10 protein-coding genes are annotated in these 12,265 nt (G+C 64.6%); 5 read left to right on the top strand and 5 right to left on the bottom strand.

What is annotated here, in order from left to right; genetic code table 11:
- Positions 1-111 precede the first annotated feature (111 nt).
- A complete protein-coding gene (locus tag ACOQPP_RS02020) occupies positions 112-318 on the top strand; it encodes a Fic family protein (protein WP_420635965.1) in 207 nt (68 codons plus the stop codon).
- Positions 315-1,022, top strand: a complete 708-nt coding sequence (locus ACOQPP_RS02015; protein ID WP_419165524.1) for a molybdopterin cofactor-binding domain-containing protein — start codon at positions 315-317, stop codon at positions 1,020-1,022. The genes ACOQPP_RS02020 and ACOQPP_RS02015 overlap by 4 nt, the downstream gene beginning before the upstream one ends.
- 369 nt (positions 1,023-1,391) lie before the next feature.
- Here ACOQPP_RS02015 and ACOQPP_RS02010 read toward each other — a convergent pair whose 3' ends face one another.
- Together ACOQPP_RS02010 and ACOQPP_RS02005 are read right to left on the bottom strand one after the other, a co-directional pair.
- A complete protein-coding gene (locus ACOQPP_RS02010) occupies positions 1,392-2,258 on the bottom strand; it encodes a hypothetical protein (protein WP_420635767.1) in 867 nt (288 codons plus the stop codon).
- Positions 2,259-2,293: 35 nt separating this feature from the next.
- Complete coding sequence (locus tag ACOQPP_RS02005) at positions 2,294-2,662, bottom strand: helix-turn-helix domain-containing protein (RefSeq protein WP_419165522.1); 369 nt, start codon at positions 2,660-2,662, stop codon at positions 2,294-2,296.
- A gap of 377 nt (positions 2,663-3,039) precedes the next feature.
- On the opposite strand from ACOQPP_RS02005, the gene ACOQPP_RS02000 reads away from it, so the two are divergent.
- Together ACOQPP_RS02000 and ACOQPP_RS01995 are read left to right on the top strand one after the other, a co-directional pair.
- The gene (locus ACOQPP_RS02000) at positions 3,040-4,398 is read left to right on the top strand and encodes an AAA family ATPase (protein ID WP_420635766.1); all 1,359 of its coding nucleotides are present in this window, start codon (positions 3,040-3,042) and stop codon (positions 4,396-4,398) included.
- A 5-nt stretch (positions 4,399-4,403) separates the two neighbouring features.
- Complete coding sequence (locus tag ACOQPP_RS01995; RefSeq protein WP_420635765.1) at positions 4,404-5,093, top strand: HNH endonuclease; 690 nt, start codon at positions 4,404-4,406, stop codon at positions 5,091-5,093.
- A gap of 102 nt (positions 5,094-5,195) precedes the next feature.
- On the opposite strand, the gene ACOQPP_RS01990 is transcribed toward ACOQPP_RS01995, so the two are convergent.
- Genes ACOQPP_RS01990 through ACOQPP_RS01980 form a run of 3 tightly spaced genes read right to left on the bottom strand, consistent with a single transcriptional unit; the run spans position 5,196 to position 10,807 of the window.
- Positions 5,196-8,723: an RNA-binding domain-containing protein gene (locus ACOQPP_RS01990; protein WP_420635764.1), complete on the bottom strand. Its 3,528-nt coding sequence runs from the start codon at positions 8,721-8,723 to the stop codon at positions 5,196-5,198.
- Between the two features lie 11 nt (positions 8,724-8,734).
- Positions 8,735-10,141: a restriction endonuclease subunit S gene (locus tag ACOQPP_RS01985; protein ID WP_419165520.1), complete on the bottom strand. Its 1,407-nt coding sequence runs from the start codon at positions 10,139-10,141 to the stop codon at positions 8,735-8,737.
- A 57-nt stretch (positions 10,142-10,198) separates the two neighbouring features.
- Complete coding sequence (locus tag ACOQPP_RS01980) at positions 10,199-10,807, bottom strand: type IV toxin-antitoxin system AbiEi family antitoxin domain-containing protein (RefSeq protein ID WP_419165519.1); 609 nt, start codon at positions 10,805-10,807, stop codon at positions 10,199-10,201.
- Positions 10,808-11,010: 203 nt separating this feature from the next.
- On the opposite strand from ACOQPP_RS01980, the gene ACOQPP_RS01975 reads away from it, so the two are divergent.
- On the top strand, positions 11,011-12,264 hold the full coding sequence (locus ACOQPP_RS01975; protein WP_419165518.1) for an ATP-binding protein: 1,254 nt from the start codon (positions 11,011-11,013) through the stop codon (positions 12,262-12,264).
- The last annotated feature ends 1 nt before the right edge of the window (position 12,265 follow it).

The following is a 12,265-nucleotide window of genomic DNA, read 5'->3' as shown; positions in this document are numbered from 1 at the left end:
GACCGCGTGGACGAGCCCGAAAGTTGCACCGTCGGGCATGTGCCGGAGTCCGCTGCACGAACGTCCGCGGCCAAGTCTCCGGACAGATTGCTACTGGCCATCTCCGCTGAAATGAGCCGACAAGAACTCCTCACCGCCCTCAAACTCCGGGATGTGGGAAATCTGCGAGAGAGATATCTGAGGCCCTGTCTCCAGGAGGGCTGGATCGAGATGACGATCCCGGAAAAACCAAGCAGCCGAAACCAGCGGTTCCGGCTCACCTCGGCGGGTCGGAATCACTTGGAGGAAATGGGCGCCGGGGCAGCAGAGCCGGGTTGAGGGTCGGGGAGCCCCCGGGAGAACGGGCGAGCGGTCCCGATTGGCGGCGCGGGGCTGCCATAATAACCGTGGGCTCTGGCCTTGGCGGCCTCGACGAGCGAGTTGATGATGGCGACACCGACACCGCGCCGGACAGGTCGGTGACGATCCCGGACTGCGCCTTCGCCGCCTACACCAACCTGCCGCCGGGGATGGAGCCGGGGCTCGAGGCGACGAACTACTACGACCCGCCCAACGTCACCTTCCCCTTCGGGACGTACATCTGCGTCGTGGACATCGACCGCAGCACCGGTGAGGTCACGGTGCGCCGCTTCGTGGCGGTGGACGACTGCGGCAACATCATCAACCCCATGATCGTGCAGGGGCAGATCCACGGCGGCCTCACACAGGGCATCGGGCCCGCCCTGTTCGAGGAGATCCCCTACGACGAGGACGGCAACAACCTGGCCGGCTCGTTCATGGATTACGTCGTCCCGACGTCCATGGAGACGCCCGCGTGGGAGACCGCGCACACGGTCACCCCGTCACCGCACCACCCGCTCGGCGCAAAGGGCGTCGGCGAGTCGGCGACGGTCGGGGCGCCGGCGGCGATCACCAACGCGGTGGTGGACGCGCTGGCCCAACTGGACGTTACGCACATGGACATCCCGATCACCCCCGACCGGGTGTGGGAGGTCCTGAACGAGAAGGGCGTCGCCGAGTAAGGGAGGGTGGGGAGCCCAAGGATCGTTGAGATGGCTACGGCCGTGCAGTCCCCTCAAGCGGCGGGGTGACGGGAGAAGAGTAAACAGGCCACGGCTGTCAAGACGAGGCCGCCCGAACATAATCTAGGTACGGAGGGGTGGGGTTTCGAACCCACATGCCCGCCGCACGACCTCCGTGGATCGGACCCTTTTGCCCTACGGTTCGGCCACGCCTTAGCCCCAGCGTCGACCACCAGCATACGGTGTCGCGAACCCCCGGAGAGTGCCGCGGCCGTCCACGTCGCCCTCCGACTCCTGAAGCTGCCCTTGAGTAGGACAACATCCGAACATTTCCCGACGGGTGTCAAACCGCAATAGAAATGTCCGGGGTTAGAGCGCAACAGAAATGTCCTCCCCGGGGGTTCCGGTTTTGGCCCCGGCTCCGGTCGCTTCGGGGATGCGGGGCCGTTCGTTTTCGTTGGATATCCCTTCTCTCTCGCGGCGGAGGTTCCGGCGCGCGATGGCCTGTTGGGCACTGGCTTGGAAGTGCTTGCGCCAGGGGTGGTCCGGAGCGGGCTTCGGAGGTGCGGACCGCGGCTTTACCGGCTTGGCGGGCGCGTCGTTGGGGGAAGCGGCGGAGGCTTGGCATACGGGTTCGACCTCCGGGTAGCGCTCACCGAAGCGGAAGCGGACCTCACCGTCGAGGCGGCGCTCGACGACGATCTCGGCGGACGGGACGATGCCGCCGGCCTCCCGCTCCGGGATCTGCCAGCGCCGCTTGGCGAACCGGATGGTGAAGTCGCGCGCCACGACGCGCCTCTCCGTCTCGGCGAAGAGCGCCTCGAGGTCCACGCCGGCCGGAAGCGGGCGGTGCGCGTCGCGGGGATCGGCGGGCTCGACGGTGAAGCGCTCGTTCCAGAACGGGACCCAGTAGTCCTCCAGAAAGCGGTTGGCCGCCTCCAGCGTGGCGATCCCCTCCAGCCGCATCTCCTTGACCAGCCGGTCCTGCGCGGTGCCGAAGCTCCGCTCGACCCGTCCCTTGGCCTGGGGAGAGCCGGCCAGAATCACCTCGACGCCCAGCTCGCCCAGCGCGCGCGAAATGATCGTGTCCGTGCGCTCCTCCCGCTTCGACAGCCACTGCCCGAAGTGCCCCGCGTGGTCGGTGTAGACCGCCACGGGCCGGCCGTGGCGCCCCAGATACTCGATGATCGCCCGCCGGTTCTCCGCCCCGTTGTCGCGCGCCACGAAGCGGGCCATGAGCAGACGGCTCGTCGCGTCGTCGTGGATCGAGATCAGCGTCTGGCTCCCCGGCGACCTCTCCTCCAGCCACGGGTGCGCGGAGCTGTCCCACTGTCCCGGTTCGCCCAGCGCCGCCCGAGGTGCTCGGCCAGCAGCGTCGGGCCGAAGTCCGCGTACAGCGGATCGGCCGCCACCGACAGCGCAAGCTCCCGCACCGCCGCGGGCAGCGACCGGTTCGATGGCCGCCCCTTGAGGCCGTGCACCGCCGCGGCGTCACCCTCCGCCTCGAACCGCCGAAGCAGACGCCGGAAGTGACGAGGCGTCACCCCGTGCCGCGCCGCCCCGGCCGCTCCCGTCAGCACGCCTTCGCTCACCTGTCGAAGTACCGACACGCGGTCCCTCTCCCTCAGACTCAACTCCATCAGCTCCTCTCCCGGACCATGTTCGAAGCCCCCAAACCGAACATGGACCGTAAGAGGACATTTCTACTGCGCTAAGGGAGGACATTTCTACTGCGGTACGACAGGGTCGCGACACCAACCACTAGCACCAAGTTGCCTCGTATCATTTCTTTTCTGCGGTATTGGTGTTGCTCACGGTGTACATGCGGGGCGACGAGGTTATGCGCCGACCTTGACGGGATTCGGGCCCCGCGGTGATGATGATCGACGGAAACTGCGGCACCCGCGTCCCGCAGCCATGAGGAGTCCAGACCTTGCACAGTTCCGATGGAGCAAAGAGCCGGCGGTTGGTTCGAAAGCTCCGCCTAGAAAACGTCGGGCCCGCTCCCCGGATGGTGATGGAGCTAGCTCCTCGGTTCAACATCGTCACCGGTGACAACGGTCTGGGGAAGAGCTTCCTTCTCGACGTGATCTGGTGGGTGCTGACCCGCACTTGGCCGCAGCAGGTCAATAGCGGGATGGGTACCGGGTACATGGCCGAGCCGCGCGATCCGACCGAGACCGCAAGCATCACGGCGTGGGTTCGAGAGCCTGAACGGGGTGCGGCGTTCGAGGTAACGTACAAACCCTCGGAGGAGGCTTGGATACCGGCCTCGAGCGAGGGCACCATTGAGGTGCGGCCGGACCAATCGGTCGATCCGTTCCACGTTGATTTCAAGGAGCCGTTCGCCACCAACCTGGTGGTCTACGCCCACGCCGACGGGTCGTTCTCCTCGTGGGACCCGTTGCGGCACGGTCCGCCGCGCCAGGACGGCCGCCCGCAGCGACGACCGGCCCTGGTCCTCACCCCGGACGAGGTGTACAACGGGTCCTCGGTCAAGGAGCGGGGCAAGACGGTGCATTTGTGCAACGGCCTGATCAGCGACTGGGTAAAATGGTCCGCGGCCCGAAACCGCGATCACGACCGGATGATGGCCGTGCTCAACGCGGTGGCTGAGGAAGCCTTTCTCGGTCCGGTCCAGGTTGGCGAGCCGACGAGGATATCGCTCTCGGACTCGCGCGACATCCCCACGATCATCACCCGGTATGCCGGTCCCGTGCCCATCCTCCACGCGTCGGCGGGGGTGCGTCGGGTCGCAAGCCTCGCCTACATGCTCGCGTTGACGTGGCGTGAGCACCGCCTGGCGGCCCGGCGCCTCGGTCGCGACGCCTGCGAGGGGATCGTTCTCCTCGTGGACGAGATCGAGAGCCACCTACACCCGCGCTGGCAGCGGATGATCCTCCATTCGCTCCCAATCGCGGTCGATGCCGTGTCCGAACTCGGCGTACAACTCGACATGCAGGTGGTCGTGACTACCCACTCACCTCTGGTTATGTCCGCTGCCGAACGCTTCTTTGACGAGAACAAGGACCGCTGGTTCGACCTCGCGCTCGCTAAAGGTCCGGATTCCGGCGGCCAGCCGGACTTCGTCGAGTTGCGGAGCCCTCCCTTCGAGCGCCTGGGCACCGTCGGGCACTGGCTGGCAAGAGATGATGCCTTCGGTTTGCCCACGGATCGGGGCAACACACACGCCGAGGCCATGATCCTGAAGGCGCGGGAATTGCTGGTCCGCGACATCGCGGAACTCGAACCTGACGACGTGGAGTCCCTGAACGAAGAGCTTGTTCGGGAACTGGAGGTAAACGATCCGTTCCTTGCCCGGTGGGGGTATTTTGTCGACGACGTGAGGCGGAGAAGGCGGACAGAGCGGAAGTGATGCGCGTGGCGCTGCGCACGGAACCGGAGGCCTTCGACCGAATCGTGCGAAGGCCCGGTTTGAGCGACATGGCCGAGCTGGTCGGCGAAGACCCGTTGCCCGGCCAAGGACGGATGAACCCCGATGAGACCTTCCCCGATCGCGAGAGCATTCCGGGCAGGCACCTACGCTCGCATTGGCGCCGGGCGCGAAACGATCTACTGCGAACGTACGATCAGACGTGCGCCTTCTCGGGCCTCCGGGTGAGCACTCCCTGTCCGCCGACGGACGATCACCGTCTGACAATCGACCATATGGTGCCCAAGTCGAAGAATTGGCGACTGGTGTACGAGTGGAGTAACCTGCGGCTCGCCTGCAAGATACTGAATCATCGCAAAGGCGATTCCGAGGATGTCTTGGACCCCTTCGAAGTCGACGCTAACGGCGAGGCGTGGTTCCACATGGAGCCCGTGGAATTCCGACTGTTCCCCAATCCCAACCTGAACCCGTGCCTCCAAGCGAGGATCAAGGCCACGATCAGCAGGCTGGACCTCAATGGCCCCGCCTGGCTATCGGCGCGAGAGGTTCACTTCACGAGGTTCAAGACGCACGGGCGTCTCCGCCAAGTCGAGCGAGCGTTCCCCTACGTGGCGCGCGAGATTCGACGACTCGGGACCGAGTCCACCCCACCACCCGAAGTCAGCTCCGACGCGTGACGATCTGCCCGCCACATCCAAGGTCACTGGCGCGGCGGGGCGGTACGAGCGGAGTTCCGGCTGCCTCCGAGTTCCATAGCTTCGTGGAGTTCAGATCCGTTCCTAGCCACGAGCGCGCTCGAACCTCGTGCGAGTGTATTTCTGGGTGCTTTCTGCCGATAGTTTCACGGTGCCGGGGCCGCTGCGTACGAAGAAGTCGCCCTCCTCGGCGCTTTCGAAGCCCTTCCACCGAAGGAAGAGGGGTTCCGGGCTTCGCTGACAGCTTACGACGCAGACCGTCGCTCCGTTCAGGATCTGGGCCCTAGGGTCGATGCACGTCCCCGCGCGATCACCCAGCGCGTTTCGGACGACCTGGACCAGGTGGAGCATGAACTTGTCGTCGTTGTCGAAGCCGTCGCGCTCGATGCCGACGACCGAGCCATCATCCGTGACGCCGACAAGGAGATCGCCACCCTCCGTGTTCAGGAAGGCCGCGATCGTCTTCAGGGCGGCGTGGGTCACGCGGTTGTCCTTGCGGTCCTCCTTGAGGTTCCAGCGTAGGGTCGACTTGAACTCCAGCGTCTTCGACTCCCCACGCTTGATGAGTTCCTCGGCGTTCCGGTGGCCGCGCAGGTACTGGTCGAAGAGGAGGGTCTTCACGAGTTCGCCGAACGCGTGGTCGTCGGTGATTCGCTTGTAGAGGTCGAAGTTCGAGTCGACGATGCCCTGGATCACCTCTTCGACCTTGTGGTCGAACGTCAGGCGCACGTTCTCTCGAGTGTTCACGCGGGCCGCGGCGGCGAGCGCGGCGTCGTCCTCGAGCTTGTCCATCAGCTGAGTGAGGGTCACGCGGTGCTCCGGTCCGAGGTTGAGGCCGAAGCGGTCGTTCAGCTCCGCGATGATCCGTGACAGGGCCTCGATCTCTTCCTGCGCCGCTCCCGGTTGGATGCCGGTCTTCCGGGGATCGATGGTGCCGGAACCCCGGGGCAGCGTGATTCCTCCCTTCCCGGTCTGCTGGATGCGGTACGACTCCATGTCGATGTTCCGCTGTACTTCGCGCGGGAGTTCGCTTCCATCCGCCGGCAAGAGTTGCCGGAGGTAGCGGGCGAAGACGTGCAGCTTCTCGAGATCCGCGTCCTTGAAGGTCAGGATCTGCGCCAGGAATGAGTACAGGCGCGTGTACTTCCGCAGCCCGCCACGGAACTCCGACCGCGCTTCGGGTTCGAGGTCACGGGAACGCTGCACAGGCTCGGCGAGCAGGGCGTACAGCTGGTCCTGCGTGGCGTACTCGCCGAAGTAGACCCGGGCGAAGGCGTCCACCTCCGCCTCGGTGTAGACGTGGAAACCGAGAAGCTCACCCTGGAGGTCGTAGAGCAGGTTGGGGTCCGTGGCCTCCGAGAGCAGCGTCGTGTCGTAGTAGGGTTCGAACGCCTCGCGGATGTGGTCGGTCTCGTTGGCGAAATCGAGGACCGCCGTCTCGTCCTTCCCGGGCTGGGTCCGGTTCAGGCGCGACAGCGTCTGCACGGCGTTCACGCCGCCCAGCTTCTTGTCCACGTACATGGTGTGGAGGAGCGGCTGGTCGAAGCCCGTCTGGAACTTGCTCGCCACGACCAGGAACCGGTACTCGGGCGTGGCGAATTCGGCCGCGGTCTGCTGCTCTCCGATCAGGTGCGGTCCTCCGGCCGAGTTCATGCCGGGTTCGGTGTATTCCTTGCCTTCGTCGTTCACCTTGCCGGAGAAGGCGACGAGACACTTCCAGGGATGTCCCTTCTCGGCCAGATAGGCGTCCACGGCGAGCTTGTAGCGTACGGCGTGGAGGCGGGAGCGGGTGACGATCATCGCCTTGGCCCTGCCGCCGATCCTGTCCTGCACCTGCCCGGCGAAGTGCTCGACCATGATCTCGACCTTCCGTCCGATCGCGTGCGGGTGCAGTTCGACGAAGGACTTGAGCAGATAGGCGGCCTTGCCCTTCTCGTAGCGCGGGTCGTCCTCGATCGTCTTGAAGAGCCGCCAGTAGGCCGAGTATGTCGTGTAGTTGGCGAGGACATCGAGGATGAAGCGCTCTTCGATCGCCTGCTTCATGCTGTACAGGTGGAACGGCTCGAACTGGCCGTCCGCCCGTTTGACGCCGAACAACTCCAGCGTCTTCGCCTTGGGCGTCGCCGTGAACGCGAAGGTGGAGAGGTTCGGCAGGGGCCCGCGCTTCTCCATCTCGGCGAGGACCGCCGCCTCCAGTTCCTCTTCCGGCGTCGCGGCGCCAGCCTCCTCCTCTTCCGCCGCCTCGAGGCTCCCGGCGGCGAGCACCGCCTTGAGGCTCTTCGAACTCTCGCCGGACTGGGAGGAGTGCGCCTCGTCGACGATCACGGCAAAGCGCTGCCCGGGAAGCGAACCGATCTCCTCGGCGATCACGGGGAACTTCTGGAGCGTCGTGACGATGATCCGCTTGCCGGATTCCAGCGCCCCGCGGAGCTGCTTCGAATCCTTGTCGATCTTCTCGACCACGCCGAGCGTCTGCTCGAACTGGGTGATGGCCTGCTGAAGCTGACGATCGAGGACGCGGCGGTCGGTGACGACGACGATGGAGTCGAACACCGAGCGATCTTCCGCGTCGTGGAGCGTGGAGAGCTGATGTGCGAGCCACGCGATCGTGTAGCTCTTCCCGCTCCCGGCGGAGTGCTGAATCAGGTAGCGCTCTCCCGCTCCATGGCTCCGGGCGTGGAACACCATGCGTCGTACCGCATCGAGTTGCTGGTAGCGGGGGAAGATCAGGCGTTTCGTCTTCTGGCCCGCGCCGTCCTCATCCTCCACCTGGTGGATGAACTGCCGAATCAGATCGAGGACGCTGTCGCGGGCCCACACGTCGTTCCAGAGGTAGTCCGTGGCGTATCCGTTCTGCGTCGGAGCGACGGGTGGGTTACCAGCGCCGCCGAACCTGCCTTGGTTGAAGGGCAGAAACCGGGTCCTGGGTCCTTCGAGCCGCGTGGTCACGTACACCAGCTCCGGATCCAGGGCGAAGTGTGCGAGGCAACGCCCGTGCGTCAGGAGCGGTTCGCGGGGATCCCGGTCGTGCCGGTACTGTCGGATCGCGTCCTGAACGTTCTGCCCGGTGAGCGGATTCTTGAGTTCGGCCGTGAAGAAGGGGATGCCGTTCAGAAACAGCGCTAGGTCGAGACTCCTCTCGCTCTTGGTGCTGTAGCGGAGCTGTCGGACAACGGAGAACATGTTCGCCGCGTGGAGCCGGCCAGTCTCCTCGTTGAGTCCGCTCGCCGGCCGAAAGTACGCCAGTTGGAACTTGCACCCCGAATCCTTGACGCCCCTGCGGAACACATCGAGTGCCCCCCGCCGCTCGAGTTCCTTCGATAGACGCTTTAGGAACTGGTCCCGAACCTCATCTCCGTGGTGCTGCTTCAGCCGCGCCCACATGCGCGGCTGCGTAGCAACGAGAAAATCGATGACATCCGGCAGAAGGAGGCAGAGGTCCCGGTCGTAGTGGATTTTGGAGTCACGCCGCAGGTAGCCACCGGGCGCAAAGCCATTGCCGTACGGGCCCGATGGGCTCTCTTGGACGGCGTGGCCGCTCTCGGCACATGCGTCAGGCCCCCAGCGAAGCAGCGCACACTCGATCACCTCCTCGAGAACGCGTTCGGACACGGTCACGGGGGTCACAACATCAGCCCTGGTTGACCGAGGTCAGTGACGGTCCGGCCGTCACGGTGATTGCGAACATCAATCTTGCCGGTAACCGCGGCTGAAATGAGAGCCGTCCGGTACTCCCTAAGTTGGCCAATGGCTTCGTCCACCTTTGCGACCGCCTCCTCGATCCGCGCCACACTTCGGTCCAAGAACAGCACGATCGCTGCCTGTTGGTCCAACGGCGGAACCGCAATCATTACGGACGCCAACTCCTCCGCATTCAAATGGGGCTGGGCGGCGCGTGCTCGCATCAGGTCGATCTGTGAGTTCAGCACCGGACGACTGAGCAGCGCCCAAGCGATGAACTTTGGGGCGGCGTTGCGTACGCGCATGAACATATCGTATCCGGCAATCGCATGTTCAAGAGCCTTTGGCACAATTGCCGAATCCCCCGTGTACGCCCCGCTCCGAACAACGATGATATCGTCGGCCTCGAGTCTTACCTCGCGATCCCTCGGTATTTGTTTAGGATCTATCCGTCTTATGCCGCTCGCGGCAATCCGCCCATTGGAGATATCGGTCGCTCGGATAAGAGGGAGCCCGTCGGAAAGCTCGGGCGGTGGTTCGCCCAGTCCATAGCGAATCAGAGCAAGCCGTTTGAGAGGCAGAACTTTCCAGCCTTCGGGGACATCCCCCAGCCATTCGTGGCCGGAGTCCCACATCGGCGCATCCGGGTCGAGGCCCCTCGTCACGGCGTCGCTGATGAGCGCGGTGCGTTTTTCCCGCAGTAGATTGATCAGCCGCTCCTGGTTCGCGACCAGCGCATCGATCCTGCCGATCTCCTTGCGGACGAAGGCGACGATCTGGTCCTGCTCTGGAACGGGCGGGACCGGCGTCGAAAAACCACCGACGTCGTGCATGTAGATGGTCTGATGGGTCGAGCCCATCGTCAGGCGCCGAAACTCCGGCCCCATCGCACGGAAGACGTACAGCAGGTATTCGGGCCGTAGCGATGGTCCGCAAACCCAGTTTACGAAGTCCTGCGTCGTCGCCATGTCACCGCCGAGGATCGCCGAGAACCCTACGGATGCAGTGCGAGAAAGAACCACCGTGCCCTCCGGGAGGAGCCTCGCCGAAGAGTTCGCCAGTCCGATCTCACTGATCTTCTCGGCCGTCTCGTGTACGTACTCGACTCGTCCGTCGCGAACCTGCCAGACATCCGCGAGGCTGAACCACGGAATCGTGCAGTCCTGCCAGTATTCGGCCTTCTGTCGGCTTGGAGTGTGCCCCGACCGCAGCGTGGCCGCGAACTTCGTCCTCTTCGCCTCCCAGTGCGCCGGAATCTCCCCCAGCCATCCGACGCCGGATTCGCGGTATTCGCGATAGCGTTCGAATCGCGGCGCGGACGGCGGGGGTGCAGCGCGATTCTCACTCATTCGTGTCGATGCTTCCTTTCTCTCAAGTGCGGGAACTCGTAATCGGCCTGTGACGCATCAGTACGTCCGCATTCTCAGCGCCGGTCGGAGCAGTGAGCGGGCACCGCACATCTCTGCGGCTCGCCATATCTGATCGGGCGTAGCCTTGCCGTCATCAAGGACCTCGTGCAATGCCTCGAGCGCGGGTTCGAGTCCGACCTTGCTTCGGAACCGAAAGCAGTCCACCACGGTCCGCGCCGGAGTCGTGATCTTCGCGCGCACGCCGTCGAATTCCGTATCCACCACACCGTACGTGAGGGACGCCGCGCTGAAGCGCGTGATGCGAACCGGCAGCTTCCCGAGCGCCGGGACGCGCGATTTGTGGGGGATCGCGATCCAGACCTGGTGCGGCATCTGCGTTCCGATATCGTGGACTTCCAGCGCCGTGAGCAGGCAAACGACTGCCTGCCGCGCCCGTGCGCACACGGCCGCGATTGTATGGTGGCTCGTGATGTCGGCACGCGTCTGCCGGTAGAGGCCCCAACCTTCGCGCTCGACCAGACCGAGGTCCTCCAGGCGCCGAAGCTCGTGGTAGCCGATGCCGACCGCTTCCGCGTCGCAAGGACGGAAGAACGTACCGAGACCCGTCTCGGAGAGGCGCTCGTCGTTCGGGGATTTTGGGATCATCGGGCAACCAGAGTCAAAAAAAGTCGGCAACTGTAAACCAATGCTGACAATTTCTTGCGTATGGACTTCGAGTCAAGCGTCACGCCCTTGAGCGTGAAGCTGTCGGCTTCCGGCGACATGCCGCTCGCCCCCTTGCGACGTCCGGTCCCCAACGGTATTGTTGCCAACAATTTTGTTTCCAACAATGTTGCTGGGAGAAAAATATGAACCTGAGGAAGGCGGGAGGAAACTGGGTCGAGGGCGACCGCTTCTTCGACCGGGAAGTCGAGATCGAGGCGCTCATGGAGCGCGTCGGGGACGGGATCCATACGCTGGTCACCGCCCAGCGCCGGATGGGCAAGACGAGTCTGGTCCGAGAACTCCTTCGACGCCTGCGGGTTCAAGGCGACTTCGCGACGGTGTTCGTCGATCTCGAGGATGCGGTGACGGCCGCGGACGCCGTCGTGGAGATCGCTGCGGCGGCGAGGGGGGTTCGGAGCACCTGGGGCCGCATGACGGATTGGATCGGGCAGTCCTCGAGCGCGGCGGTGGACCGTATCGAAGAACTCGGTATGAGCGAACTCAGGGTGAAGCTGCGCGCTCGAGTCGACGCGGGAAATTGGCGTACGAAGGGTGACGCGGTGTTTGCGTCGCTGGCCGAGAGCGGAAGACCCGTGGTCCTCGCGATCGATGAACTCCCGATCCTCGTGAATCGGCTGCTGCAGGGCCACGATTTCGAAATGACGCCCGAGCGCAGGAGAGACGCGGATGAATTCCTGAGCTGGCTCCGAAAGAACGGGCAGGCGCACGGAAGACGGATCCCGATGATCGTGTCCGGCAGCGTGGGTCTCGAACCGATCCTCAAGCGGGCCGAGTTGAGTGCTCACGCCAACATCTTCGCTCCCTTCGACCTCAAGCCGTGGGATGAGGAGACGGCGATCGAGTGCCTGGGCGCACTGGCCGGGTCCTACGATCTCCAGCTCCCGGAGGAGGTGTGCCGGAGGATGTGCCGCCGGCTGCGCTGCTGCGTCCCGCAGCATGTCCAGCAGTTCTTCGACAAGTTCCACGAGTATCTGCGCCGGGCCGGGCGCCGCGAAGCAACACCGGATGACGTGTCCCAAGTGTATTCACAGGAGATGCTCGGCGTGCGGGGGCAAATCCACCTCGAACACTACGAGAGTCGCCTGCGCATGGTCCTGGGCGATGAAGGCTACAGTGTCGCGATCGATCTCCTGACCGAGACCGCGGCGGGCGGCGGGGTGCTCGGTGAGCAGTCAATCGCGCAGTGCGGCGCGTACCTCTCTTCCCTGCCCGACCGCGTGACGGTCCGAGTCGCAGATGTGCTTCACGTGCTGGAACACGATGGATACCTCGCCCGGCTCGAAGACGGCTACCGCTTCGTCTCCGGGCTGGTGGAGGACTGGTGGAGGGGTCGCCACTCACATGGCTTCGTGCCGTTCGACCGGCGGTTGAACTAGA

This window comes from Candidatus Palauibacter sp., assembly GCF_965222475.1.
Lineage (GTDB): Bacteria > Gemmatimonadota > Gemmatimonadetes > Palauibacterales > Palauibacteraceae > Palauibacter.
This window is presented reverse-complemented; position numbering and strand designations above follow the sequence as displayed.

Bases quoted from the DNA above. Each gene is read 5' to 3' on its own strand.
- ACOQPP_RS01980 (WP_419165519.1), bottom strand. From the start codon at position 10,807: ATGATCCCAAAATCCCCGAACGACGAGCGCCTCTCCGAGACGGGTCTC.
- ACOQPP_RS02020 (WP_420635965.1), top strand. From the start codon at position 112: ATGAGCCGACAAGAACTCCTCACCGCCCTCAAACTCCGGGATGTGGGA.
- ACOQPP_RS02005 (WP_419165522.1), bottom strand. From the start codon at position 2,662: ATGGAGTTGAGTCTGAGGGAGAGGGACCGCGTGTCGGTACTTCGACAG.
- ACOQPP_RS02000 (WP_420635766.1), top strand. From the start codon at position 3,040: ATGGAGCTAGCTCCTCGGTTCAACATCGTCACCGGTGACAACGGTCTG.
- ACOQPP_RS02010 (WP_420635767.1), bottom strand. From the start codon at position 2,258: ATGGCCCGCTTCGTGGCGCGCGACAACGGGGCGGAGAACCGGCGGGCG.
- ACOQPP_RS01975 (WP_419165518.1), top strand. From the start codon at position 11,011: ATGAACCTGAGGAAGGCGGGAGGAAACTGGGTCGAGGGCGACCGCTTC.
- ACOQPP_RS01985 (WP_419165520.1), bottom strand. From the start codon at position 10,141: ATGAGTGAGAATCGCGCTGCACCCCCGCCGTCCGCGCCGCGATTCGAA.